Annotated in this window: 18 protein-coding genes and 1 pseudogene; 4 read left to right on the forward strand and 15 right to left on the reverse strand. The window is 73.5% G+C overall.

Annotated features, from left to right (window positions below; genetic code table 11):
• Positions 1-9 precede the first annotated feature (9 nt).
• The 3 genes from BM051_RS04465 to hutH all read right to left on the reverse strand — a co-directional run bounded on the left by BM051_RS04465 (position 10) and on the right by hutH (position 4,614).
• Complete coding sequence (locus BM051_RS04465; protein ID WP_092528185.1) at positions 10-1,248, reverse strand: allantoate amidohydrolase; 1,239 nt, start codon at positions 1,246-1,248, stop codon at positions 10-12.
• A gap of 178 nt (positions 1,249-1,426) precedes the next feature.
• Positions 1,427-3,079: a urocanate hydratase gene (gene hutU / locus BM051_RS04470; protein ID WP_092528187.1), complete on the reverse strand. Its 1,653-nt coding sequence runs from the start codon at positions 3,077-3,079 to the stop codon at positions 1,427-1,429.
• The gene (gene hutH / locus BM051_RS04475; RefSeq protein ID WP_092528540.1) at positions 3,076-4,614 is read right to left on the reverse strand and encodes a histidine ammonia-lyase; all 1,539 of its coding nucleotides are present in this window, start codon (positions 4,612-4,614) and stop codon (positions 3,076-3,078) included. The genes hutU and hutH overlap by 4 nt, the downstream gene beginning before the upstream one ends.
• A 91-nt stretch (positions 4,615-4,705) precedes the next feature.
• On the opposite strand from hutH, the gene BM051_RS04480 reads away from it, so the two are divergent.
• Positions 4,706-5,521 (forward strand): IclR family transcriptional regulator, encoded by an 816-nt coding sequence (locus tag BM051_RS04480; protein WP_243859545.1) that lies wholly within the window; start codon positions 4,706-4,708, stop codon positions 5,519-5,521.
• Positions 5,522-5,580: 59 nt separating this feature from the next.
• Here BM051_RS04480 and BM051_RS04485 read toward each other — a convergent pair whose 3' ends face one another.
• Entirely contained in the window at positions 5,581-5,988 is a 408-nt protein-coding gene (locus BM051_RS04485; protein WP_092528191.1) for a DUF2267 domain-containing protein, read from the reverse strand.
• A 219-nt stretch (positions 5,989-6,207) separates the two neighbouring features.
• On the opposite strand from BM051_RS04485, the pseudogene BM051_RS29665 reads away from it, so the two are divergent.
• A pseudogene (locus tag BM051_RS29665) lies at positions 6,208-6,801 on the forward strand (DUF2238 domain-containing protein); the annotation flags it as partial.
• Between the two features lie 650 nt (positions 6,802-7,451).
• Here the strand turns inward: BM051_RS29665 and BM051_RS04505 are convergent.
• The 6 genes from BM051_RS04505 to BM051_RS04530 all read right to left on the reverse strand — a co-directional run bounded on the left by BM051_RS04505 (position 7,452) and on the right by BM051_RS04530 (position 17,205).
• Positions 7,452-8,993: an acyl-CoA carboxylase subunit beta gene (locus BM051_RS04505; RefSeq protein WP_092528542.1), complete on the reverse strand. Its 1,542-nt coding sequence runs from the start codon at positions 8,991-8,993 to the stop codon at positions 7,452-7,454.
• Positions 8,994-9,112: 119 nt separating this feature from the next.
• Positions 9,113-9,313 carry a DUF6222 family protein gene (locus BM051_RS04510; protein ID WP_092528197.1) on the reverse strand — a complete coding sequence of 67 codons (201 nt, stop codon included), beginning with the start codon at positions 9,311-9,313 and terminating at the stop codon, positions 9,113-9,115.
• Between the two features lie 29 nt (positions 9,314-9,342).
• A complete protein-coding gene (locus BM051_RS04515) occupies positions 9,343-9,861 on the reverse strand; it encodes a flavin reductase family protein (protein ID WP_424923279.1) in 519 nt (172 codons plus the stop codon).
• 67 nt (positions 9,862-9,928) lie between these two features.
• On the reverse strand, positions 9,929-10,375 hold the full coding sequence (locus tag BM051_RS04520) for an acyl-CoA thioesterase (protein WP_092528199.1): 447 nt from the start codon (positions 10,373-10,375) through the stop codon (positions 9,929-9,931).
• Position 10,376: 1 nt separating this feature from the next.
• Positions 10,377-16,214, reverse strand: coding sequence for a type I polyketide synthase (locus BM051_RS04525; protein WP_092528201.1), 5,838 nt, complete (start codon positions 16,212-16,214; stop codon positions 10,377-10,379).
• A 172-nt stretch (positions 16,215-16,386) separates the two neighbouring features.
• Positions 16,387-17,205: a TIGR03084 family metal-binding protein gene (locus tag BM051_RS04530; RefSeq protein ID WP_092528203.1), complete on the reverse strand. Its 819-nt coding sequence runs from the start codon at positions 17,203-17,205 to the stop codon at positions 16,387-16,389.
• A 187-nt stretch (positions 17,206-17,392) separates the two neighbouring features.
• Between BM051_RS04530 and hisS the strand changes: the two genes are divergently transcribed.
• The gene (hisS, locus tag BM051_RS04535) at positions 17,393-18,694 is read left to right on the forward strand and encodes a histidine--tRNA ligase (protein ID WP_092528205.1); all 1,302 of its coding nucleotides are present in this window, start codon (positions 17,393-17,395) and stop codon (positions 18,692-18,694) included.
• A 199-nt stretch (positions 18,695-18,893) separates the two neighbouring features.
• Positions 18,894-19,427 carry a hypothetical protein gene (locus BM051_RS28330; protein WP_134046168.1) on the forward strand — a complete coding sequence of 178 codons (534 nt, stop codon included), beginning with the start codon at positions 18,894-18,896 and terminating at the stop codon, positions 19,425-19,427.
• A gap of 1,296 nt (positions 19,428-20,723) precedes the next feature.
• On the opposite strand, the gene BM051_RS04550 is transcribed toward BM051_RS28330, so the two are convergent.
• From BM051_RS04550 to BM051_RS04570, 5 genes are read right to left on the reverse strand one after another with little or no spacing between them, the layout of a single operon-like run.
• Positions 20,724-21,788 (reverse strand): carboxymuconolactone decarboxylase family protein, encoded by a 1,065-nt coding sequence (locus BM051_RS04550; RefSeq protein ID WP_092528209.1) that lies wholly within the window; start codon positions 21,786-21,788, stop codon positions 20,724-20,726.
• Between the two features lie 26 nt (positions 21,789-21,814).
• Positions 21,815-22,405: a DUF6239 family natural product biosynthesis protein gene (locus BM051_RS04555; RefSeq protein WP_092528211.1), complete on the reverse strand. Its 591-nt coding sequence runs from the start codon at positions 22,403-22,405 to the stop codon at positions 21,815-21,817.
• A 4-nt stretch (positions 22,406-22,409) separates the two neighbouring features.
• Positions 22,410-22,994 (reverse strand): hypothetical protein, encoded by a 585-nt coding sequence (locus BM051_RS04560; protein WP_092528213.1) that lies wholly within the window; start codon positions 22,992-22,994, stop codon positions 22,410-22,412.
• Positions 22,995-22,998: 4 nt separating this feature from the next.
• Positions 22,999-24,651: an FAD-dependent oxidoreductase gene (locus tag BM051_RS04565; RefSeq protein ID WP_092528215.1), complete on the reverse strand. Its 1,653-nt coding sequence runs from the start codon at positions 24,649-24,651 to the stop codon at positions 22,999-23,001.
• The gene (locus BM051_RS04570; protein WP_092528546.1) at positions 24,648-25,178 is read right to left on the reverse strand and encodes a DUF5987 family protein; all 531 of its coding nucleotides are present in this window, start codon (positions 25,176-25,178) and stop codon (positions 24,648-24,650) included. The genes BM051_RS04565 and BM051_RS04570 overlap by 4 nt, the downstream gene beginning before the upstream one ends.
• Positions 25,179-25,230 lie beyond the last annotated feature (52 nt).

Here is a 25,230-nt window from a genome sequence, read left to right on the forward strand (position 1 = left end):
GATCCCGCCTCACTCGTCGTCGACTGTGCCGGCCCGGCTCGCCCCCAGATGGTCCAGCACATCCGCCAGCGCCGCAGCACCGCGCTCGACGTCGGCCGGCTCGGCGTGCTCCTCCGGCGCGTGGCTCACCCCCGTCGGGTTGCGCACGTACAGCATCGCCGAGGGCACGTGCGGCGCGAGGATCGCCGCGTCGTGGCCGGCCCCGGTGGGCAGCTCGGGGGCATCGTCGGACCCACGGCCGAGGAGCCGGCCGAGCCGCTCGCGCAGGCCGGGGTCGAACCCGACGGTGTCCGAGTAGGACTCCTCGCGCACCGTCACCGCACACCCCTCCGCCGCGGCCGCCGCCTCGGCCGCCGCGGTCACCTCGGCCACCATCGCCCTGGTGGCGGCCTCGTCGCCGGCCCGCGCGTCCAGCCAGACGTCCACGGTGGACGCGATCACGTTGGTGCCGCCCGGTGTCGGCACCAGCCGACCCACGGTGGCCCTGCCGTCCGGCACGGCCCGCGCCGCGCGGCGGGCGGCGGCGACCACCTCGGCCGCCGGCAGCATCGGGTCGCGGCGGTCGCGCAGCGGGGTGGCGCCCGCGTGGTTGCCCTCACCGGTGAAGGTGAACCGCCACCGCCCGTGGGCGATCACCTCACTGCCCACCGCGACCGGCCGGTCCACCAGCACCAGCCCGCGGCCCTGCTCGACGTGCAGCTCGAGGAACGTGCCCAGCATCGCCAGCCGCCGCCGGTCGGCGCCCAGCCACGCGGGGTCGAGCCCGGCGGACGCGGCCGCCTCGGCCAGCGTCACCCCGTCCGGGTCGGCCAACCGGCGGGCGGTGTCGGGGTCGATCGACCCGGTGAGCAGCCGCGAGCCAAGGCACGGCACCCCGAACCGGCCGCCCTCCTCCTCGGCGAACACCACCACGGCGAACGGCCGAGCCGGGGTGGACCCCCGTGCCTTCAGCGTGTCCACCGCGGCCAGCGCGCTCACCACGCCCAGCGGGCCGTCGAACGCGCCGCCGCCCGGTACCGAGTCGAGGTGGCTGCCGGTGACCAGCGCGTTCGGTCCGGGGCGGCCCCACCACGCCCACAGGTTGCCGTTGCGGTCGGTCTCCACGTCCAGCCCGCGCCGGGTGGCCTGCTCGGTGAACCAAGTGCGCAGCTCCCGCTCGACCGGGGTGAACACGTGCCGCGAGTACCCACCCCGCCCCCGATCCCGCCCGACGTCAACCAACTCGTCCAACAACCCCTGCGCCGTCACACCTCCACCCCCGCCGTGTCCGCGCTCCCTGACCGCGTGTCCGCGCTCCCTGACCGCGTGTCCGCGGTTCCTGATCGCGTGTCCGCGTTTCGTGAACTGCCTGGCGTACCGGAGGTGCGGACACGCGTGCACAGACCGCGGACACGTGTGCGCAGCGCGCGGACACGGCTGGTTGGGGTCACCGCTCCTCCCGCATGGGGATGCGGACGTCGCGCTCGGCGGCGACCTCCCTCGCCCGGTCGTAGCCGGCGTCCACGTGCCGGATCACGCCCATGCCGGGGTCGTTGGTCAGCACCCGCTCGATCTTCCGCGCCGCCAGCTCGGTGCCGTCGGCCACGCACACCTGCCCGGCGTGGATCGAGCGGCCCATGCCGACGCCGCCACCATGGTGGATCGACACCCAGCTCGCCCCGGAGGCGGTGTTCACCAGCGCGTTCAGCAGCGGCCAGTCGGCGATCGCGTCGGAGCCGTCGGCCATCCCCTCGGTCTCCCGGTAGGGCGAGGCGACGCTGCCGGAGTCGAGGTGGTCGCGGCCGATCACCACCGGCGCGTTCAGCTCGCCACTGGCCACCATCTCGTTGAACCGCAGCCCGGCGAGGTGCCGCTCGCCGTAGCCGAGCCAGCAGATCCGCGAGGGCAGCCCCTGGAACGCCACCCGCTCGCCGGCCAGCCGGATCCACCGGGCCAGCGTCTCGTTCTCACCGAACAGCTCGAGGATCGCCCGGTCGGTGGCGGCGATGTCGGCGGGATCGCCGGACAGCGCCGCCCACCGGAACGGGCCCTTGCCCTCGCAGAACAGCGGCCGGATGTAGGCGGGGACGAAGCCGGGGAAGTCGAACGCGCGAGCGCAGCCGCCCAGCTTGGCCTCACCGCGCAGCGAGTTGCCGTAGTCGAACACCTCGGCGCCGGCGTCGAGGAACCCGACCATCGCGTCGACGTGCTCGGCCATCGAGTCGCGGGCGCGGTCGGTGAACTCGTCCGGCTTGGCCGCCGCGTAGTCGGGCCAGTCGTCGAGGTCGACGCCGATCGGCAGGTACGCCAGCGGGTCGTGCGCGGAGGTCTGGTCGGTGACGACGTCCACCTCGACGCCGCGGCGCAGCAGCTCGGGCAGCACCTCGGCGGCGTTGCCGATCAGCCCCACCGACAGCGCCCGCCGCTCCCCGCGCGCCGCGGTGACCCTGGCGACGGCGTCGTCGAGGTCGTCGGCCAGCTCGTCCAGGTAGCGGGTCTCCACCCGGCGCCGGGCCCGCCGCGGGTCACACTCGACGACCAGCGCCACACCGCCGTTCATCGTCACCGCGAGCGGCTGCGCCCCGCCCATCCCGCCGAGGCCCGCGGTCACCGTCAGTGTCCCGGCCAACGAGCCGCCGAACCGCTTCTCGGCCACCGCGGCGAACGTCTCGTAGGTGCCCTGCAGGATGCCCTGGGTGCCGATGTAGATCCACGAGCCGGCGGTCATCTGGCCGTACATGGTCAGCCCGAGCGCCTCGAGCCGGCGGAACTCCGGCCAGGTGGCCCACTCGCCCACCAGGTTCGAGTTGGCCAGCAGCACCCGGGGTGCCCACTCGTGCGTGCGGAACACCCCGACCGGCTTGCCGGACTGCACCAGCAACGTCTCGTCCTCGTCCAGCGTGGTCAGGCAGCGGGTGATGGCGTCGAAGCTGGCCCAGTCCCGCGCCGCCCTGCCGGTGCCGCCGTAGACCACCAGGTCCTCGGGCCGCTCGGCGACCTCCGGGTCGAGGTTGTTGTGCAGCATGCGCAGCGCGGCCTCGGTCTGCCAGCTCCGCGCGGCGAGCGTGCCGCCCCGGGCGGCCCGGACGGTTCGGGTCATTGCTCCTCCAGGTGAGTGGCTATGGCGTCGAGGACGGCGCCGGTGCGGATGAGGTCCTCGGCGGCGGCGATCTCCGGTGCGAGGTGCCGGTCCGGGCCGGGGCCCGGCACGCGGGTGCGAAGCAGGTCGCGCGCGGCGGCGGTGGCCGGCGCGGGCTCCAGCGGCGCGCGCAGGTCCAGCGCCCGAGCCGCGGTGAGGTACTCGACGGCGAGCACGGTGGTCAGCCCGGACAGCGCGCGGCGCAGCTTGCGCGCGGCGCCCCAGCCCATGGACACGTGGTCCTCCTGCATGGCGCTGCTGGGAATCGAGTCCACCGACGCCGGCACGGCCAGCCGCTTGAGCTCGCTCACCACCGCGGCCTGGGTGTACTGCGCGATCATGTGCCCCGAGTCGACGCCGGGGTCGGCGGCGAGGAACGCGGGCAGGCCGTGCGAGCGGGCGATGTCGAGCATCCGGTCGGTGCGCCGCTCGGCGATGCTGGCCAGGTCGGCCACCGGGATCGCGAGGAAGTCCAGCGCGTAGCCCACCGGCGCGCCGTGGAAGTTGCCGTTGGACTCCACCCGCCCGTCGGGCAGCACCACCGGGTTGTCCACCGCGGCGGCGAGCTCGCGCTCGGCCACCAGCTCGGCGTGCGCCAGCGTGTCCCTGGCCGCACCGTGCACCTGAGGGGCGCAGCGCAGCGAGTAGGCGTCCTGCACCCGGGTGCAGTCCGGCCCGCGGTGGCTGGCCACGATCGCCGAGCCGGCCAGCGCGGCGCGCAGCCGCGCGGCCGAGCGGGCCTGCCCCGGGTGCGGGCGCAGTCCCTGCAGGTCGGCGGCGAACGCCCGGTCGGTGCCCAGCAGTGCCTCCACGCTCATCGCGGCGGTGAGGTCGGCGACGTCGAGCAGCCGGCGCAGGTCGGCGGCGGCCAGCAGCAACATGCCGAGCATGCCGTCGGTGCCGTTGGTGAGCGCGAGGCCCTCCTTCTCGGCCAGGGTGAGCGGCGCCAGCCCGGCGGCGCGCAACGCCTCGGCGGCGGGCCGGCGCGTACCCGCGGTGTCCACCACCTCGCCCTCGCCCATCAGCGCGAGCGCCACCGCGGCCAGCGGGGCGAGGTCGCCGGAGCAGCCGAGCGAGCCGTGCTCCGGCACCACCGGCGTGATGCCGGCGTTGAGCAGCCCGGCCAGCGCGGAGGCGGTCTCCGGGCGCACGCCGGTGTGCCCGGTGGCCAGGGTGCGCAGCCGCAGCAGCATCAGCGCGCGCACGACCTCGGTCTCGACGGCGGGCCCGGCGCCCGCGGCGTGCGAGCGGATCAGCGACCGCTGCAGCTCGGCACGCCGGTCGGTCGGGATGTGCCGGACCGCCAGCGCGCCGAACCCGGTGGACACGCCGTAGGTGGGGCGTTCCGCGCCGGCGAGAGCCTCGACGTGGGCGCGCGCGGTGGCGAGCGCTCGCTCGGCCTCCTCGGCGAGCCGCACCGGGGCGCCGCCGCGGGCGACCGCGACGACGTCGTCCGGGGTCAGCGGTCGGCCGCCGACGACGACGGTTGCGTTCATGCCCTCCATCCCAGCGCGCGCCGCGCCGGCGGGCGAGTCCTCGATGGGGGACACTGTCTGGTATTCCAGACAACCCCCGAGGAGGAGGACCGTGGCCAGTGGTGCGGCCCCGCACGGCAGCAGTGAGGTGCCAGCACTGCGCCGCGGGCTGGCCGTGCTGCGGCTGCTGGCCACCCGGCCCGGCCCGGTGTCGGCGTCGGCGATCGCCAGGGAGCTGGCGCTGCCCCGGTCGACCACGTACCACCTGCTCGCCGAGCTGCAGGCCGCCGGGTTCGTCACCCATCTGCCCGCGGAGCGGCGGTACGGGCTGGGCATCGCGGCGTTCGAGCTCGGCTCGGCCTACCTGCGGCACGAGCCGCTCGAGCGACTGGCCGCGCCCCTGCTGCGCCGGCTGGTCGACCGGGTGGGGCACAACGCGCACCTCGGCGTGCTGCACGGCAACGAGGCGCTGTACCTGATCAAGGAGCGGCCGGCGCGGCCGGAGACGCTGGTCACCGAGGTGGGCGTGCGGCTGCCGGCACAGCTCACCGCGTCGGGGCTGGCGATGCTGGCGTACCTGCCGGGCGCGCACGTGCGGGCGCTGTTCCCTTCGGCAGGGGCCTTCGTGCTGCGTACCGGCCGGGGGCCGGCGAGCCTGGCCGAGCTGCGCGCGACGCTGGCCGCGCTGCGCCGGCGCGGGTGGGCCGTGGAGGACGGGTTCGTGACGGCGGGGTTCGCGTCGGTGGCGTTGCCGGTGTTCGACCACGGTGGCCGGCCGCTGGCGGCGATCAGCGTGACGCTGCGGCACCCGTGCGAGGGCGAGCCGTGCGGGGCGGACTGGCCCGAGCTGGCCGTGGAGGTGCGGCGCACCGCCACCGAGCTGACCGGCCGGCTGGGCGGCCGGGTGCCCTGGCCACCGGCGCGATGAGGGCCCCTCCGTCGCGCCGACGGTGTGGCGGCGACCTCGACGGCGCGGTGGCCGGGCCGCTACCGCAGCTCGCCGGCGCTGCCGGAGTCGACCAGCTCGCGCAGATCCTCGGGCAGCGAGTCACGCACCTTGTCCAGGACGCCCTGGGTGGCCTCCCGCGTCACCTCGAGCACCACGCGCGCGCCGTACACCGCGTCCGGCTCGGCGAGGTGGCCACGCTCGGCGACCCGCCGGGTGAACTCGTCCCGGTCGAACCGCTCGCCCGAGCCGGCGCCACCCATGACCACCGTGCGCCGCAGGTGCTCGCCGATCTCGGTGGGCAGCTGCGCGGCCACGTTGTCGGCGACGTGTTCCGGCACCCGCTCGCCCAGCGTCTCCAGCGTCGCGCGGGTGAGGCCCTCGGCGGCCCCGCGGCTGGGCAGCTTCGCGCGGGCCTGGACCTGACCGATGAACTCGTCGTGTCGCATGACCTCTCCTTCCACGTCGTCCACCCTTCGGGTTGCCCCTGGTCGGGAGTGGTCAAACGGTGGTGCCGAGGATGTCGTGGAGGATGCCGTGGCGCGGCTCCGAGGCCCCACTAGCCGACGTCACCGCCGGCGGCCGGACAGGCGGGAGGCGGGTGCGGGCTCCTGGCGTCGACGACCGGCACGACGGTAGCGACGCGGCCGCCCGGGCACCCCTGGGCGATGGTGACCTCATCGACGACCTCGGCCACCTCCCGCGAGCCCGCCGCGCTGCTCGGCGTCGTGCTGGCCGCGACGGTCTGGTCCGGGATCGACGCCCGCGACCTCGGCACCTGGCTGCTCGAGATGGCCCCGGTCGCGGTGGCGGTGCCCGTGCTGGTCGCGGTGCACCGACGCTTCCCGCTGACCCTGCTGAGCTACCGGCTGCTCACCGCCGGCGCGCTGTTCATCGCGCTCGGTGCGCACTACACCTACGCGGAGGTGCCGCTCGGCTTCTGGCTGCAGGACTGGTTCGGCTTCGAGCGCAACCACTACGACCGGGTCGGGCACTTCGTGCAGGGGCTGGTCGCGGCCGTGGTGCTGCGCGAGCTGTTGCGGCGCCGGGCCGGAATGCGCCCCGGGCGCTGGCTGGTGCTCGCGGTGACCCTCGGCAGCCTGGGTCTCAGCGCCGCGTTCGAGCTGGTCGAGATGCTGGTCGCGGCGGTCTCCGGGCAGGGCGGTGACTACCTGGCCACGCGGGGCGACCCGCTGGACAGCCAGTGGGACATGGCGATGGCGCTGTCCGGCGCGGTGCTGAGCCAGCTGGTGTTCTCCCGCGCGCACGACCGGCAGCTGGCCCGGCACGCCCTCGCCGGGGAGGTCCCGGGGTCAGCCCTCGGTGCCGCGACGGGCGTCGGCGGTGGTCAGGCCGAGCATTTCGAGCAGTTCGACGCACTCCCGCACGTCCCGGCAGTGCCCGGCGACGGTGCGCGCGGCCCGGCCGGCCTGCGCGTCGCGACTGGCCCTCGCCTCGGCCCGCACCCCCGCCATCCAGCCGGTGTCCTCAGTGGCGTCGAGCGCTGTCTTGTGCCGTGCCCAGGTCATGGGTACCTTCTTCCGGCCGGTGCCGATGCGGCCCGGTATGCCGTGAGTTGGGGCCCACCCGGCGCGACCTCGCGCCCCCGACCGGTGGACCGTCGGCGGAAGGGCGGACGAGCTCCGCCGACCGGCTCATCATCGCACCGCCGTCGCCCCGCCGGAACCCCCACCTCGAGTCAGGCCGGGCCACCCGACGCCCGCCACGCTCCCGGCGCCGCCCGCGGTGGCACCCCGAGCACCGGCGCCGGATCCGCCCACCGCGAGCGCCGCCGCACCGGGGCGGGCGGCGGCGCGGCGGCGGCCGCGGCGATCACCACGGCCAGCGCGGCCACCTCGACGTCGTCGGGCCGGCCGCGGTTCACCCGGAACTCAGGATCCACAGCAGACACTCACAGCGGGACGTTGCCGTGCTTGCGCCGCGGGCCCTGCACGCGCTTGTCCCGCAGCATCGCCAGCCCCCCGGCCACGGCGGCACGGGTGTGCGCCGGGTCGATCACGTCGTCCACCAGCCCGCGCTCCGCCGCGTAGTGCGGGTGCATGAGCTGCTCGGTGTACTCCGCGACCAGCTCCCGACGCAGCCGCTCGGGGTCGGCGGCCGCGGCGAGGTCGCGGCGGAACAGCACGTCCACCGCTCCTTGCGCGCCCATCACGGCGATCTCGTTGGTCGGCCAGGCCAGCGAGAGGTCGGTGCCGATCGAGCGGGAGTCCATCACGATGTAGGCGCCGCCGTACGCCTTGCGCAGGATCACCTGGATCCGCGGCACGCTCGCCTCGCAGTAGGCGTAGAGCAGCTGCGCGCCGTGCCGGATCACTCCGGCGTGCTCCTGCTCGGTGCCGGGCAGGAACCCGGGCACGTCGACCAGGGTGACCAGCGGGATCGCGAACGCGTCGCAGAACCGCACGAACCGCGCCGCCTTCTGCGAGGCGGCCCGGTCCAGCACGCCGGACAGCACCATCGGCTGGTTGCCGACCACGCCGACCACGTCGCCGTCGATCCTGGCCAGCGCGCAGATCACGTTGGCCGCCCAGCCCTCGTGCACCTCGAAGAAGTCGCCGTCGTCGACCAGCTCGGCCACCACGTCCCGCATGTCGTAGGGCTTGCTCGGCTCCGGTGGGACGAGCTCGGCGAGCCGGGGCCGCTCGTCGCCGGCCGCGCCCCGCTCCGGTAGCCGCGGCGCTGGATCGAGGTTGTTGGCCGGCAGCAACGAGACGAGGTAACGCACGTCGGCGAGGCAGCTCTCCTCGTCGTCGTGCACCACGGTGGCCACTCCCGACTGTCCACCATGGACGTCGGCGCCGCCGAGCTCCTCGTGGCTGACCCGCTCGCCGCTCACCGCGGCCACCACGTCCGGCCCGGTGAGATACATCTTCGCGGTGTCCCGCACCATGAAGGTGAAGTCCGCCAGCGCCGGTGAGTAGGCGGCACCGCCGGCGCACGGGCCGAGCACGACGCTGATCTGCGGGATTACCCCGGACGCGGCGACCTGGCGGCGGAAGATGCCGCCGTAGCCGTGCAGCGCCAGCACCCCCTCCTGGATCCGCGCGCCGCCGCTGTCGTTCAACCCGATCAGCGGCGCGCCGGTGGCCAGCGCGAGGTCCATCACCTTGCGGATCTTGGCGGCGTGCGCCTGTCCCAGCGAGCCGCCGAAGACGGTGAAGTCCTGGGCGTAGACGAACACCCGCCGACCCTCGATCGTCCCGGAACCGGCCACCACACCGTCGGTGTGCGGCCGGTGGTCGGTGAGCTTGCGCCCGCTGGCCTGGTGCCGGCGGAACTGGTCGATCTCGGTGAACGAGCCGGCGTCGAGCAGCATGTCCAGCCGCTCCCGCGCGGTGTGCTTGCCCAGCCCGCGCTGCCGCTCGACGGCCTTGGCGTCACCGGCGGTGATCCGCTCCCGCAACGCCGCGTGCTCGGCGCGCAACCGGTCCATCGACCCCCGAGCCGGCAGCGGCGGCTTGGGCTCGGCGAACTCGTCCGCGCGCACCACCCGCAGGCCGCCCCGCCCCTCCCCGGGTGGCGGCACCGGCCCGGAATCCGGTCGTGCCGTCGTCACGCGGCCCTCCCCATCCGGCTCACCCGCCGAGCCTCGTGCTCCCGCTCCATCTCGGCCACCACGTCGCTCCACCGGATGCCCCTGGCCAGCCGGGGCACCACGGCTGGCAGATGCTCCTCCGACTCCTCGTCGGCAGGACGGCTCAGCCGCACCACGTCACCGGTCGGATGCTGCCCCGACGTCGACTCACTCCGCACGGCACGTCTCCCTTCTCGCTCGAACCACGTCAGGCCGGCATCCGCCCGATCTGGTGGAAGTCCCCGCCGAAGAACAGCAGCGCCTCCGGCCCGGTGCCGCGGCTGCAGTCGAGCACCTCACCGAGGAAGATCGAGTGATCTCCGCCGGCGTACACCTTGACCAGCTCGCACTCCAGCCAGGCGAGCGCACCGGTGAGCAACGGCGCGCCGGTGCGCGGACCGCGCTGCCAGTCCACCGCGTCGAACTGGGCCCGCCCACGGGGTCGCTTCCAGTCGGCGAAGTAGCGAGCCAGCTCCTGCTGCTCGGCACCGAGGATCGACACGGCGAACGACTGGGCCGCCATGATCGCCTCGTGCATCCGCGCCGCCCTGGACACGCAGCACAGCACCAGCGGCGGATCGAGCGACACGGAGCTGAACGCGTTGGCGGTCATCCCGTGCCCGTCCCTGCCGCCCGCGGTGAGCACGGTGACCCCGGTGGCGAACTGCGCCATCACCTCGCGCAGCGAGGCCTGCTGGGACAGCCGGGACCGGCGCTGCGGGGGCACCGGCAGCGTCCGCAGGTTCGATCGGGGCCCTGCCGTTCGCGGCGCTGCCTGGCCATTGCCGGTCACGTCATCCTCCGATGGTCTGGACGGACTCGGCGTACGGGACCAGCGCCGCGCGCAGCTCCTCTGGCACCCTGGCCGGGACCGTGTTGGTGTTCGGCCCGCGCATGCACGCGATCCGCTGCCGGCCGCGGGCGACCAGGTTCTCCTGCCCGCCGGTGACCTGCACGTAGTCGAAGCTGAACTGCACCTGCGTCTGGGTCAGCTCCTCCAGCCGCATCCGGATGGACAGCTCGTCGAACGCGGTGATCTCGGCGAAGAACTCGCACTCGACCTTGAGCGTGAACAGCTTCAGGTCGTCGCGCACCTCCTCCAGCACGCTCGGCGCCTTCTCCTTGAGGAACATCTCCCGGCACCGGCCCTGCCAGCGCAGGTAGTTCACGTAGTAGACGTTGCCGACGAGGTTGGTCTCCTCGAACCCCACCGTGTGGCGGATCTCGTAGTAGCCGGACATGTCAGTCCCTTCCTGCCTCGAGCACGGCGAAGACCACCGGCTCCGCCCGGTCCTCCACGGTGGTCGCCCAGGTGGCGACCCTGACCTCCCCCGCGGAGAGCAGCACCCAGCCGTCGGCGCGCACGGTGTCGACGGTGAGCGCCTGCGTCATGCTGCCGGTCTTGCGGACACACTCCATCGCGCTCCACACCCGGGTGCTCGCCACCGCCATCGCCTCGTCGGCCTCGACGGCCACGAGGTCACGGACGGCCAGCAGCTCGGGACCGAGCAGGCTGGCCCAGTCCTGCGGGCCACGGTCCACGGCGGACTCGAGATCGCAGGTGAGCGGCCGATCGCCGACCACGGCCATGGTGAGCCCGGCGCCGTGCGACGCCGACACCTCGACCCCGTCGGCCTCGGGCTTGCCGTCCGGGCGGTAGCGCAGCCGCACCGGCCGGTTCTCGGCGCGACTCACCGCGAGCTCGGTCTGCTTGCGACGCTCCGAAGTAGACCCTATGGGAACCCCGGCAGGGTCCGGCTCGACGACCACCGCCCTTCCGCCGCCGAGCACCCGCTCCAGCGCCCGTTCCAGGTAGGAGCCGAGCATGGTGGGCACCCACGGGCCGGCACCGTCACGCTTGCGCACCGCGCGCAGCGACAGGCCCTCCCACCGCTCGACCACGGCGCCCGACGGCGCGCGCACGTCGAGGTCGTAGACGTAGGAGTCCCCGTCCTGGGATCGCTCGCGGGCGTCGAGCACCACGTAGTCGGTGTCCTGGTCGGCCGGGTCGGCCAGGTACAGCCGCTCGATGCCCTGCGGCAGCAACGTCGCGTCGGGGACGCAGCACTGGATGGCGTGCATCATCGCGTCCCGGGTGCCCGGGTCGGCCAGCAGCTGCTGCTGCGGCAGGAAGGGCGCGAACCACGGCGCCGGCGTGCGGGTGGCGATCTCGGCGACGGCGTGCCGCGCGCTGGCCCTGCGGTACGCGGTGAGCCGCTGGAACCGCTTGCCCTGGAACAGCACGCCGCCGTACAGCTCCGCCACCGGGTCGACCGGGACCACCGGCAGCCCGCTCTCCCCTGCCGCCGGCTCACCCGGCACGTCCGGCCGGGGGAACCGTAGCGTGGCCCGGAAGTGGTCGGCGCTGAACCCGGTCTCCGCGCTGCGGATCACCACGTCGACCGTTCCCGTGTCGCGGGCGAGCGCGGCCAGCCGCACCGTGGTCGACCCGTTCACCGGGACCACGACCGGCCGGAGGAACTCGACGTTCTCCAGCAGCGGCGGGCCGGCGGCCCCGGTGACCGCGCTGGCGATCTGGGTCATCGCCTCCATGCCCATGACCGCGGGGAACAGCAGGTCGCCGTCGAGCAGGTGGTCGGCGAGGTAGGGGTCACTGCCCGCGGACAGGTCGGCCTCGGTGACCAGCTCCACCCCGGGGTAGTGCACCAGCACCCGATCCACGAACCGGGTCAGCGGCAGCTCCCGCCGCTCCAGCGGCAGGGTGGGCAGGCCGCCGGTGCGGCCACCGACCACCAGCACCGGTGGGACGGCGGGGTCGGCCAGCACCTGGCGCAGCACGGCGATGCCGTTCTCGGTGGAGACCGGGGTGATGCCGTCGCGCATCAGCGCCTCGACCACGCCCAGCTTCTCCCCCATGCCCGCGCCGGACCACACCGACCACTCCAGCGCCAGCGCCCGCGCCCCCGGGTGCTCCCGCTGGAAGCGCGCGGTCAGCTCGGACATCCAGTCGTTGGCGGTGGCGTAGTGCGCCTCGCCGCGCAGGCCGGCCCTTCCGATGATGCTGCCGAAGGTCACCAGCAGCTTGATCCGGTCGGCGTCCACCGCGGCCAGCACGGCCCGCAGCCCGTCGATCTTGGGCGCGAGGGTGGCCCGGAACGTCTCCTCGGTGAGACTGAACAACGCGGCCGGCTCGTTGCGGCCCGCACCGTGCAGCACCGCCGTCACCGGCCCGAGCGCGGCCTGTGCCTCCTCGACCGCGGCCGCCACCTGCTCGGCGGAGGTGACGTCGGCCCGCTGGTAGGCGTAGCGCACGCCGGCCGCGTCCAGCCGGGCCAGGTTGCCGGCCAACTCGGTGTCCTCGGCCGGGTCGGCCCGGCCGAGCAGGGCCAGCGCGGCACCGGAGTCCTGCGCCACGGCCAGCGCGCACTCGGCGGTGATGCCCTTGCCGCCACCGGTCACCAGCAGCACGTCGCTCGCGTCGAGCGGGGACGTCGCGACGTCCGTGCCGGGCTCCGTGGCGGACACCGGAGCGGGCACCGCCCGCAGCACCGGCACGGTCCGCGCGCCGTCGGCGGTGTAGCGCACCTCGGCGAAGTCGGTGGTCGCGGCGGTCTCGGCGACCACCCTGCCGATCGCCTCCGCGCGGGACGCGGCGTCACCGGGCACGACGTCCGGCAGCTCGACGATCGTGGTGCGCGCCGACGGGTCCTCCAGTCGCAGCGTCTTCGCCAGGCCGGAGGCGCCGAGGCCCTGCTGGACCACGACGAACCGGGTGCCGGTCGGCGCGGCCAGGACGGCCCTGCCGGCGTCGAGGAACAGCCCCGCGTGCGCGGCACCGCACTCGGCCGGCAGGCACAGCAGCACGCCGTCGCCGACCCCGGCCTCGGCCAGCGCCACCCGCAGCGGCTCGGCCAGCGGGTGACCGGGCGGGGCGTGCACGCTCCAGTCGCTGGTCGTCCCGCCACCCGGCAGGTCGACGGCGGGGCGCTGGGCCTCGACGTACTCGACGGCGAACGGCCGCACCCACGGCGCCACGCCGGGCACCTCGCCGGCCGGGTCGTCGCCGCTCCGCGCGGTCTCGGCCAGCTCGTCGATCATCTCGGCCAGGTCACCGAGGCACACGGTGGCGAAGTTCGGCATGCCGTCCAGCGCGGGCCGGCCGAGCGCCCTGGTGACCTCGTTGACGATCTGCCCGACGGTGATCGAGCTGAGGTGCAGGTCGTCCAGCGGGTGGGTGTCCGCGGTGACCGTCTCCAGCGGCAGCTCGACCCGCTCGGCGGCCAGCCGGCGGAGCAGCTCCAGGGTGGTGTTCGCGCCGGACTCGGCGGCGGGCTCGGTCGCCACGTCGGGAGCCGGGACGCCCTCGGGGAGGGTCAGCTCGGCGTCGATGGCCGGGGCGGCCTCACAGGGGCTGGCGAGGAAGGTGAACTCGCCGTCCAGGGACAGCGGCCGGACGACCCGGTCGGCGAACAGCACGTCGGCCCGCACCGGCGCGCCGAGCGCGAACGCCGCGCCGAGCACCCGCAGCAGCGGCACCAGCGAGCCGCTGTCGGTGTCGACGGGCAGCACCGGCTTGCCGGGCGCGATCTCGGCGAGCAGCCCGGTCAGCACCCGCCCTGGGCCGACCTCGAGCACCAGGTCGGCCCGCTCGGCGGCCTTCGCCGCGGCCTCCCGGAAGCGCACCGGCAGCACCACCTGGTCCTGCAACAGGGCACGCAGGTCCTCGGCGGCGTGCAGCACGTCGCCGGTGACCGTGGACAGCACCGGGCGGGTCAGCCGGCCGAAGTCGAAGCCCGCGAGGTGCTCGGCCATCGCCAGCGCGGCCGGCTCGACCGACGGCGAGTGGAAGGCGTGCGAGACGTTGATCCGGGTTGCGGTGACCCCGGCCGCGCGTGCCCTGGTGCACACCCGGTCCACCGCCTCGGCCGGGCCGGAGACGACCGTCTGCCGGGGCGCGTTGTAGCCGGCGATGACCACGTCGTCGTCGCGGAAGAACCCGGCGGCCTGGTCGGGGCTGGCGGCGAGCCCGGCCATGGCGCCGTCACCCCGGCTCGCCTCGGCCATCACCCTGCCGCGGACCGCGGCCAGCCGGAGCAGCTCGGTCTCGCTCATCGCGCCGCCCCAGTGCAGCGCGGTCAGCTCGCCGAGGCTGTGCCCGACCGCGGTGTCGGCGTCCACGCCGAGCGCGTGCAGCACCCGCAGCGCGGCGAGCGACCCGGTGACGATCCGCGGCTGCGCGACCTCGGTGGCCACCTGGTCGCCGTCGGCGGGGAGGCCTGCGGTGCGGAAGACGTCCTCGGCGGAGGGGAACCGGCGGCGGATCGCGCCGGCGGCGCCGCGCCCCGAGCCCTGCCCCGGGAACAGGAACGCGATCTTCGGCGGTGCGGCGGCATGCGCGAGGAAGACGCCCTCCCCGGCCGCGAACACGCCGTGCTCTCCCTCGTCGAGCAAGGCCAGCAACCGGGTGAGCTTCCGCTCGGCGTCGTCGGGCCCGGTGACCACGACCGCGGCCCGCGCCGGCCGGCCGGACAGCTCACCGGCGAGCGCGCCGGCGAGGTCGGTCAGCTCGGCCATGGCGAGCCGGGGCACCAGCCGGACCAGCCGGGCCACCTGCTCCCGCAGCGCCTCGACGTCGGCGGCGTCCACCATGAGCAGCTCGGCGTCCTGGCGACCGGTCACCATGTCCACGACGCGCTGGTCGAGCCGGTCCCGGCGGGCGGCGTCGGGGGCCTGCTCGATCGCCACGTGGCTGTTGATCCCGCCGAAGCCCATGGCGGACACCCCCGCCCGCACCGGCTGCTCGGTCGGCCACGGCGCGGCCGTGGCCGGCACGTACATCGCCGCGTCGGCGGCGGTCAGCAGCGGGTGCGGGTCGTGGTGCCCGGTGGCCGGCGGGATCACCTGGTGGTGGACGGCGAGGGCGGCCTTGATCAACCCGGCCACCCCCGCCGCTGCCTTGGTGTGCCCGAAGTTGCCCTTGACCGTGCTCAGCGCGGCCGGCACGGCGGTCGGGTCGGCCGCGCGCCGGGCGGTGGACAACGCCTCGATCTCGGTGGCGTCGCCGACCGCCGTGCCGGTGCCGTGCCCCTCGAAGTAGGACACCGTCTCCACGCCGTAGCCGGCCCGGCCGTAGGCGCGGGTCAGCGCGAGCCGGTGCCCGCTGGCCTCGGGGCGGGTGATCCCGCCCTTGCCGTCGGAGGAGACACCCCAGCCGGTGATGGTGGCGTAGATCCGCGCCCCGCGGTCCAGCGCGTCCCGCTCGCGCATCAGCACCAGCAGGCCGGACCCCTCGCCGGGCCAGAAGCCGTTGGAGTCCTTGTCGTACACCTTCATCTCGCCGGTGGCCAGCGCGCCGGTCTTGGCGAACCCGATCACCTCGAACGGGTCGATCGACAGGTCGACGCCGCCGGCGAGCACGACGTCGAGGTCGCCTTCGGCGAGCGCGTTCGCCGCGGTGGCCACCGACAGCAGCGAGGACGAGCACGCGCCGTCCACAGTGTACCCACCGCCGCCGAGGTCGAAATGGTTGCAGATCCGCCCCGCGATGGTGTTGGCCAGCCCGCCGGCGAGGCTGTCCTCGTTGATCGCCGGGAACGGCGCCTTGTACTGGACCTCCAGCTCGCGCAGGAACTCGGCGGTCTCGTCGTCGCTCCAGCCCTTGCCGGCCAGCGCCGCGGCGACCGTGCGGCGCACGTACGGCCAGCGCAGCCGCATGATGTTGGCCCTGGAGAACTCGCCGGTGAGGCTGTTGCCCAGGACGACGCCGGTGGCCTGCCGGGGAAGGCCGGCGCCTTCGGGGAAGCCCGCGTCGGCCAGTGCCTGGGTGGCCACGTCGAGCGCGAGCCAGTGGGTGAGGTCGGTGGCACGGTAGGTGCTGCCGGCGACCTTGTAACGCACCCGGTCGAACTCGAAGTCGCGCAGCACCGCCGCCTTCTCCGAGTAGAAGCGGTCCGGCGTCGCGGGGTCGGCCGACCAGTAGTCCGCGCGGTTCATCCGTTCGTCGGGCAGCCGGCGAAAGGCGCGGCGCCCGGCCAGCACGTTCTCCCACAGCTCCTCGGGCGTGTTGGCGTCGGGGTAGCGGAGTCCGATGCCGACGATCGCGATTCGCTCGCTGCTCATGGACTACCTTCCATCGTGCACGCACATCCCGTTCCGCGAACTGAATCGGGAGATCGAATCCGTTGACAGTGGAGGGATGGCCGACGTTCGGTGTGCGGTCGGATCAAGCATGGGTGGCGGCGGCGTCGGTCGTCTTCTCCGTGCATGCCGACGCCGGCCATCGGGAAAGAGCTCAGCTCGGCTGGGCGGCTACCCGCGCGAACTGGCCCGGCTGGCGGCCGGGGCCGGCGGGGCCGCGGTAGGCCTGGGCGATGTCCAGCCAGTGGTCGGCCTCGGGCCCGGACGCGGTGAGGGACAGGTCGGCGCGGTGCCGGCGCCGGGTGACCAGGAGGCAGAAGTCCAGCGCGGGCCCGGAGACGACCTGCTCGGCGTCGGCGGGGCCGAACGTCCACCGCTGCCCGGCGGGGCCGACCAGCTCGAAGCGGAACCGCGTGTCCGGTGGCGTCAGGCCGCGCGCCTGGTAGCCGAACTCCCAGGTCCGCGCCGCGAAGCCGGCCAGGATCCGGAGCCGGTCGGTGGCCTCCCGGCGCACCCCCAGCGCGTCGGCGACGTCTTGGCCGTGCGCGAACAGCTCCATCAGCCCGGCGGCGGCCAGCACGGCCGGGGGCAGCGGGTTGACCAGCCACGGCACCGGCTGGTCGGCGGGGACCGCGGCGAGCGCCTTGAGCCCCGCGTCGCGCTCGGCGCGCCAGCGGGCGAGCAGTGCCTCCGGCGGGTCGTCCACGTAGTCGGCGAGTGCGCCGTTCACCGCCGCGTCGAAGCCGGCGCCGCCACCGATTCCCGCGGTCATCGCGGTGAACGCGGCCGGCTCGGCGGCCGCCATGCCGGCGATCCGGAAGATGAAGGCGAGGTGGCCCACCTGGTGCTTGATCGTCCACCCCGGCGCGGGGGTGGGCAGCGTCCAGCGGTCGGCGGGGAGGTCGGCGACCAGCCGGTCGAACGCGTCGGCCTCCGCGGCGAGGTCGGCGAGGACGCCCTGGAGATCGGTCATGCTTCTGCCCTCTTCCTGGACGGGTTCGCGGCGGGGCCCGCCGCCGTCCTGCCCAGCGTGGCGCCCCGCGAGGGGCCCGGTCTTCTCCGCGGGTGCGGCCTCCGGCGGGTGGCTGTGCCGGGTCGTCCGGAGCAGGCGACAATGGCGGTGCAGCGCAGACCTCGACCGACACCGGAAGGACCCGTTCATGGCGAAGGCCGCCGAGCCGCCATCCGGCACTCGTGACCTGCTGGCCGACGACGTTCGGCGGCGCAAGCACGCCTTCGACACGCTGGCGGCGGTGTTCGAGCGGTACGGCTTCGACCCGCTGGAGACGCCGGCGTTCGAGCGGCTGGAGGTGTTCGCCGGCAAGCTCGGCGAGGACGCCTCCGCGCTGATCTTCAAGATCCTCAAGCGGGGGGTGCACGAGGCCAGTGGTGCGGCCGATCTGGCCCTGCGCTACGACCACACGGTGCCGCTGGCCAGGGTCGTGGGTACGTACGGGAGCCGGTTGCCGTCGCCGTACAAGCGCTACGCCATCGGTCCGGTGTGGCGGGCCGACCGCCCCGCTCGTGGCCGCTTCCGTGAGTTCACCCAGTGCGACATCGACACCGTGGGGTCGTCCTCCCCCCTGGCCGACGCCGAGGTGGTGTGGGCGGTGCACGACGGCCTGGCCGCGCTCGGCCTGGCCGACTTCCACTTCCTGGTGAACAGCCGGCTGGCGCTGTACGGCCTGCTGGACGCCTACGCGGTGCCGGCCGAGCTGGGCCCGCCGGTGCTCGGCAGCCTCGACAAGCTCGACAAGCTGCCCCCGGCCGCGGTGGTGACCGAGCTGGTCGAGCGCGGGCTGCCGACCGCGGCCGCGGAGAGCCTGGTCGCCGACCTCGCCGGCGAGGACACCGACCGGGTCCGCAAGCAGCTCGACGACACCGAGCGCGGCCGGCGCGGTCTCGCGGAGGTCGACCGGCTGCTGGAGCTGACCGCGGGGCTGCCCGCGGGGCGGGTCCGGTACGCCCCCGGCATGGTGCGCGGGCTGGACTACTACACCGGGCCGATCTTCGAGGTGGTCGCGCCGGGCTTCCCCGGCTCGATCGCCTCGGGCGGGCGGTACGACGGCCTGGTCGCCAAGCTCGGCGGCCCCGACCTGCCCGCCTGCGGTGGCTCGATCGGCGTCGAGCGGATCCTCGCCATCCAGGAGGCCGACGGCGTGCCCGAGCGGCGCGGACTGGACGTGGCGCTCACCGTGCTCGGCGCGGAGGAGGAGGTCATGCGGCTGGCCGGCGAGCTGCGGGGAAGGGGCCTGCGCACCGGCGTGTACCTCGGTACTTCCGGCAAGCTGGCCAAGCAGCTGAAGTGGGCCAACGACCAGTCGGCCCGTGTGGTGCTGCTGTACGGCCCGGACGAGCAGGAGGCCGGCGAGGTCACCGTGCGGGACATGGCCTCGGGCGAGCAGACCAGGGTCGCCCTGGCCGAGGTCCCCGCCCACCTGGAACGCCACCTGACCGCCTGATCAGCGGCGCACGCCCCAAGTCCAGCCAGGGCACGCCCACCGGAAAAGGGGTGACACCCGCCCCGATTGGACTTTTCCAGTCGTGATCACTTGTATGGTGGTGGAATGTCGGCGCTTGAGGTGAACGCAACTCGCGGTCCCCCCGTGGGCTGCAAGTCTCCGGATGCTGATTGACCCCGTAACGTGATAACGTCGAGACATGAATGAGCTGTCTTCTGCCGGACGTGACGAGACTGGGGGATGGGCAGGGCCGCCTGCCGGAGAAGCGGCGCTGAACGTTCGACCAGCGAATCAGGTACTGGCGCAGTCTGCGCAGGCCTCGGTCACGGTACTAGAGTTGCGCAAGTATACGCATGGTTATGCGATCGAGGTTGAGGCGACGGCCACAACCGAGAGCGATGAGCCAGGAGAGCTCATCCGGTCGAGCATGGCTGAGCACCGCGGCACCCCGCCGGCGGTTCTACGGTTCATTGTTCAACTTTCGGATGGCCGTTCGGCCAGTACATTGGATCATCAACTAGTTCCTTCTTTGCCTCCTGCACCACCCTACCTTGCCAGCCTTGGCGGGCCCGGCTACCACGTCACTGGCAAGCAACTCAGTAGCAGGCAAAGCCTCTGGCTTTGGCCTACCGTAGAGTCAGCGCACTTCAAATTGATGGCCGAATGGCCGCTGTTCGGCCTTTCGGCAAGCGGTATTTCGGTAGACGGATCTACGCTTGCTACTCAGCGCTAGTGCGGCCACTCGTGGGTCGGGCAAGTGACCACCTGCCCGACCCACAAGGCATGTCAAGACTCAGCCCTTAGTTGCGGGTGCCACTGCAAGATCTCGCGCAGTGTTTGTCGACCAATAGTCGTGCTGAGTGAAGTCGTCTTCGATCGCAACGTTGCCGTCGTCTTGAATACTGAGGTGGCATCCATCGTTTCCGCACCACGTGGAAGTGTTGCTCGCCCACCTTACCTGTCTGGAGTGGGTGTACACCACTAGGTTGCCGTCGTGTTGAAAGTCGACGTAGTCACCTGCTGCGACTCTGAGCAGCAGTCCAGGCGTGACTACCGTCAACCCAGACCTCAAGAAGGCCCCGGAGCATCACGAGCCTTGTCTGACCATCAGGCGAAGCTACGTGCTGGTTGTTGTGCATTCGCCAGCCGCCGTTGATATCCGTCGAACCAAGAATCTCTGAATCGCTCTTGGCATCGTTCGCACTCGACTGATGATCTGTTTGCGTAGGTGGACTTGCTAGCGCTGGCGGTGATGCCAGGGACCCCAATACCACGGACAGCAAAGCAGCAACTACAGCTGTACGCGCACGTAAATTTGACGTGCGGGAACTAAAACTGCGCATATACTTCACCCCTGTTACTTGAGTGTAGGCGGTCGTCCGAACGCTTCCTTCCAAAAGAAGCACTCCACGGCAACAGCGGGCGTACTTGTCCGACGCCAAGTTTGTTTCCCGCGCGCCCCCTGTTTCACTGACCGCCTGGTTGGCGACGGAATTTCGCAGGCGCCTCACAGTCTTCACTCATGAGCCGTGGCGGGCAATACTCCGCACGTATGAACGTGAAGCTAACGTGACATCAAGAGAAAGATCGAGCAATTGTACCAGATTCCCTCAAAGCTCACTAACTTCTCGCTAAGCACTACTGCCAGTGGCGCTAATTCTAGATTCCGCGCGCGTGTCACGTGCTGAATTGTTATGACCATCGGAGAGTGAGCTCTTGGGCTGCTCTGTGTCATAGGCAGTCGTTATCGCGTCGACATCTCGTTGTTGAGGCGTCCGGCTAGGGAGATGAACGTCATGGGTAAGCGTGGTCCCTGCGGTAAGCCCACTGCCTTGCGTATCCTGCACGGCGACCGCCCCGATCGGATCAACCACTCGGAGCTCGTACCTCCGGAGCAGGAGATTGAATGCCCTGAACGGGCGTCCCAGGCTGCGCGGTCGATCTGGGCACGTTTGGCCCCAACCCTGCATCAGCGCGACGTCCTCACCGCCTGGGACACCGACGCCCCAACGAGTTCTGACCGAGCGAACTAACCCCGAGCGGCACCGGGGTCGGTCGCCGCGGCGATGCGGGCGCCCACCCTACGAGCGGCGGCGAAGCTGGCCCACCCGGTCAACTCCACCAGCCGGGCGTCGTCGGCTCCCGTGTCGCGGAGCCGAGCCACCGCCCCGTCGTCCACCTGGTAGGCGGCCATGGCGGTGAGCAGGGCCAGCCGACCAGCGGGCCGGTCCGGCGCCGGCAGCGTGGCCACGGGGTCCTCGACCCAGGCCCGGCTCGGCCCCGGCGGCTTCCCGGACCAGCCGGCCAGCTCGGTGGCCACCAGTTCGCGCACCGCCGGCGGCACCGACCGGGCGCCCGCCGCCTCGGCGGCGGCCGCCGCCCTGGCCAGCGCGCCGGCCACCGTGCCGTGCTCGGCGGCCCAGGCCAGCTCGGCCGGCAGCGGCGGCACCGCACCGGCGAACAGCTCCAGCGAGCTTCCCGGTGGCACCCGGCCCGGCCGCGGCCGCAGCACGAACGCCAGCAGCCGGCGCGCGTACCGGCGGGCCCGGTCGGGCGCCCGCGGCGGGATGGGCGAGTCGTCGAGGAACACGTTGACCATGCGGTTGAGGTAGGTGAACGTCACCGCGACCCCGCCCAGCTCGGGCAGCCGCTCCGCGGGGAACGGCACCGCGCCGCCCTCCGCGCCGGCCCACGCGGCGAGGGCGCGCACCCCGGGGTCGGCCGCCGGCCCGGTCCGGTCCCCGGTGACGGCGCCGGTGTCGCCGGGCGGGAGCAGGCCGTGCAGGGTCGCGCCGTGCACCTCGACGCAGTACGGACAGGCGTTGGCCCGGGAGACCGCGGTGGCCACCACCTCCTTGGCCGTCCGCCCGGCACGGCCGTCGGCGAGCAGCGTCTCGCGCAGCATCGCCCAGGTGGCCGCCAGCAGGTCCGGCGCCGGCGCGTGCAGGCTGACCGGCGGCGCCAGCATCCCGAAGTCCCGCTCCACCTGGGCGAAGACGCGGGCGACCACCCCGGTGGCGGCACCAGGCCGCACCGGGCCCACGTGCCGGATCCGGGTCTGCGCGCCGCGCAGCGCGAGACGGACGAGCGACATGCTTCCTCCCTGGACGTGGATTCTGGCTACCCGGTGACCTGCGCCAGGCTCGACGCCGCGACGTGCGCGACGCCGCCGACCGTGGCGCAGGCCAGCGCCCATCCCTGCGCGCCCACCGCGACCACGCTGGCCCCGGGCCGCGGCCGGCAGAGCGCGCACCAGGACAGCCCGACCAGCGCGACCACCAGCCCGGTGTGCAGGGCCACCGCGCCCCCACCGCCGAGCCAGGCCCCACCGAACGCGACGAGCGCGCCGCCCGCGGCGGCGGCCACCACGTACGGCGCCGCCCGGTGCACGAGCCCGACCGCCGGGGCGAACCGCGGGTCGCCCCGGTGCCCGGCCACGTACAGCGGCACGCCGAGCACCGCGAGCAGGGGCACCACGAGCTGCCTCGGAAAGCCCACCCCTTCGGCCAGCAGCAGCTCCCCGAGCACGCCGGCGGCGGCGATCCCGGTGACCAGCCGGACCGCGCCGCGGCCGAGCGGCAGGAACGGCCGCAGCAGGCCGAACCCGGCCGCCACGAGCACCGCGGTGAGCACCACGACCCGCAGCACGGCCGGGCCGGCGAGCACGGGCACGTCGACCCCGTGCTCGTGGATGACCTGCGCGGCCCGCACGGGGCTACTCGGCCGGCGGCCGGGGCGCGGAAACCGCGCAGCCGCACGCGATCCGGTCCCGCTCGGCCGGCAGCGGGCGCCGGTGCCGGACCATGGCCACCACCATCGGCACGAACACGATCGTGTTGTAGAACAGGTGCAGCTCCACCCGCGGGATCACCAGCTGGACGATGCTGGTGGGCTTGTCGAAACCGAGCAGGTAGGTCCCGGTGACCGCCTGCAGCAGCAGGAGCAGGTGCTCGAGGTGGTGCCAGAACTGGATCCACAGCGCCGCCCGCCACCAGCTCGCCGCGCGCCCGACGAACCCGTGCCGCAGCACGACGAAGCAGACCAACATCCCGATCGCGTAGGAGTAGTGCAGCCACTCCGAGGTCACCACCCACGGCAACCACAGCCCGAGCACACCGAGCGCCTCCGGCACCGGCCAGCCGAGCAGGTAGACCTGCACGGCCTGGGCGATGTGCTCGGCCCAGTGCGCGAGCACGAGCACCGCGAACGCCACCAGCGCGGGCCGGTGCCGGCGGGTGTTGAGCGTCTCGACGAGGCCGGGCCGCGGGCGGGCCGGCCTCGTCGGCAGTGTCGCCGTCATCGCCCTACCTCCGGGCCAGGTCCGGAACCTGCCGGGCGGTCGCGCGCCGGGACGCGGTGCCCCCGTCGGGGGTGGGCGCCCCGTAGGTGACCTCGACGCCCCGCTCCCGTGCCGCCGCCACGATGGCCGGGACGGCCCGCTCGGCGAGTGCCGCGATGGTCATCGCCGGGTTCACGGTCAACGCGCCGGGCACCGCGGAGCCGTCGGTGACGAAGATCCCGGGGTGGTCGCGCAGCTCGTGCCGATCGTCCAGTGCCGACGTCGCGGGGTCGTCGCCGATCCGGCAGGACGCCAGCGGGTGCACGGTGTAGGCGCCGACCACGTCATTGGTCCACGGCGCCACGGTCGCCAGCCCGTCCCGCTCGAGGATCTCCTTGACCTCGGCGTCGGCCTCGGCCCACCCGCGCAGTGTGTTGGGTGTCGGGTCGTAGCGCAGGGTGCCCCGACCGAGCATCTGCTGTGAGATGCGGTAGGCGTTGCCGGTGGGCGGCGGCGGGCCGAACACGCCCTCGTTGTCGTCCTCGGTCATCAGGAAGATGGTCAGCCAGGACTGCCAGCGCTTCAGCATCTCCTTCTTCTCGACACCGAACCACGTGGGGTCCTCGCCGCCGGGGACCTGGGCGAGGATCGTGCCGAGGCCCGGCGGGAAGTACAGCTGCTCCAGCGAGTACCGGGAATACTCCGGCAGGCTGCCGTCCAGCCGGTCCCAGCACGCCACGGTCGGCCCCTTGCCGATCTGGTTGGCCGCGTAGGCGAGGCCGTCACCGCGGTCGAGGCCGAGCACCTCGCGCACCCGGTCCTCGTTGATCATCGCGGTGTTGAGCCGCTCGCCGTTGCCGGAGAAGTACCGGCCCACGGCGTGCGGCAGCGCACCGAGGGTGGGCTCGGAGCGCTGCAGGATCACCGGCGTGGCGCCGGCGCCCGCGGCCAGCACCACGATCTTGGCGTCCAGCACGCCGCCGCCGCCCTGCACGCGGTAGTCCTCGTCGTCGACCATCGTGTAGTGCACCCGATAGCCATCGTCTGTCCTGGACAGTTGCTGCACCTCGTGCAGCGGGCGGATCTCGGCGCCGTGCGCGAGCGCGGCCGGCAGGTAGTTGGTCAGCAACGAACGCTTGGCGTCGAACCGGCAACCGGCCATCATCCAGTTGCAGTTGGTGCAGGTGGCGTTGTCGACCGCCACCGGGGCCGGGTTCGCGGTCCGTCCGGAGTGGTGGCACGCGGCCGCCCACAGCCCGCCCGCGTACGACACGTCGCTCCAGTCCTGCTTGCTCACCGGGAGTGACTCGCTGACCCGGTCGTACCAGGGCTCGAGACTGTCCCTGTTGATCGCCGCCGGCCACATGCGACGGCCGATGCCGCCGTGCCGCTCGAACACGAACCGGGGCGCGCGGGGCATGGCGGCGAAGTAGACGACACTGCCGCCGCCGACGCAGTTGCCGCCGAGCACGCTCATCCCGTCGCCGACGACGAAGTCGAAGATCCGGGTGTAGGACGAGCCGAGCAGGAAGTCGTGCTCGAAGTCCGCGGACTCCAGCCACGGCCCGCGCTCCAGCACCACCACCTTCGCCCCGCCCGCGGCCAGGTGGTAGGCGGCGATGGCGCCGCCGAAGCCGCTGCCGACGATGACGACGTCCGTGCGCTCGATGCTGCTCATGCGGGGCTCCCGGATGCGGTCGTGTCGGGATGGAGGTCGGCCAGCTTCCGGCCGTAGGAGAAGCTCGGCGAGCGCCACAGCCCGTCGGCGTCCGGCGTGGTGAAGCCCATCGCCAGCAGGCCGGGGTGGCCGTTCGCGATGGCCTCGGCGGTGTGCCGGTGGGCGGCGCTGTCGAAGGCCATGTTGCTGAACAGCGCGAGGCTGACCCAGCCGTCCTTCTCCGGGTGACCGGGCGCGGTCAGGGTGCGCACCAGCTCGGTGCGGTGCGCGAAGTCCAGCGCGACGAACGCGGGCAGCGCGCCGTCCAGCTCGACCCCGCGCTCGGCGGCGAACGCCTCGGCGTGCTTGTTCAGCGCCTCGGACAGCGGCCGCAGGCCGGCGGTCACCCCGGTCGCCGGGGTGCGCAGCAGCTCGAGCGCGCCCGCGGCGACGGCGCCCGGCCCCGCCGACGCCCCGGCGATGGCGTGGTCGCCGGCGGAGCGCTTCTCGCCGGGAACGATGGTGTCGGCGAACGCCTCCAGGGTCATCGTCTCGACCCTGTCCTCCTCGGTCGGGATGGGGTCCACGGCCGGTTCCTCC

The organism is Amycolatopsis arida, from assembly GCF_900115565.1.
Lineage (GTDB): Bacteria > Actinomycetota > Actinomycetes > Mycobacteriales > Pseudonocardiaceae > Yuhushiella > Yuhushiella arida.

Coding starts and splice junctions, on each gene's coding strand:
- hutU (WP_092528187.1), bottom strand. CDS start 3,079: ATGACCCGAACCGTCCGGGCCGCCCGGGGCGGCACGCTCGCCGCGCGG.
- hutH (WP_092528540.1), bottom strand. CDS start 4,614: ATGAACGCAACCGTCGTCGTCGGCGGCCGACCGCTGACCCCGGACGAC.
- BM051_RS04485 (WP_092528191.1), bottom strand. CDS start 5,988: ATGCGACACGACGAGTTCATCGGTCAGGTCCAGGCCCGCGCGAAGCTG.
- BM051_RS04505 (WP_092528542.1), bottom strand. CDS start 8,993: ATGGACCGGTTGCGCGCCGAGCACGCGGCGTTGCGGGAGCGGATCACC.
- BM051_RS04520 (WP_092528199.1), bottom strand. CDS start 10,375: ATGTCCGGCTACTACGAGATCCGCCACACGGTGGGGTTCGAGGAGACC.
- BM051_RS04525 (WP_092528201.1), bottom strand. CDS start 16,214: ATGAGCAGCGAGCGAATCGCGATCGTCGGCATCGGACTCCGCTACCCC.
- BM051_RS04530 (WP_092528203.1), bottom strand. CDS start 17,205: ATGACCGATCTCCAGGGCGTCCTCGCCGACCTCGCCGCGGAGGCCGAC.
- hisS (WP_092528205.1), top strand. CDS start 17,393: ATGGCGAAGGCCGCCGAGCCGCCATCCGGCACTCGTGACCTGCTGGCC.
- BM051_RS28330 (WP_134046168.1), top strand. CDS start 18,894: ATGAATGAGCTGTCTTCTGCCGGACGTGACGAGACTGGGGGATGGGCA.
- BM051_RS04550 (WP_092528209.1), bottom strand. CDS start 21,788: ATGTCGCTCGTCCGTCTCGCGCTGCGCGGCGCGCAGACCCGGATCCGG.
- BM051_RS04560 (WP_092528213.1), bottom strand. CDS start 22,994: ATGACGGCGACACTGCCGACGAGGCCGGCCCGCCCGCGGCCCGGCCTC.
- BM051_RS04565 (WP_092528215.1), bottom strand. CDS start 24,651: ATGAGCAGCATCGAGCGCACGGACGTCGTCATCGTCGGCAGCGGCTTC.
- BM051_RS04570 (WP_092528546.1), bottom strand. CDS start 25,178: ATGACCCTGGAGGCGTTCGCCGACACCATCGTTCCCGGCGAGAAGCGC.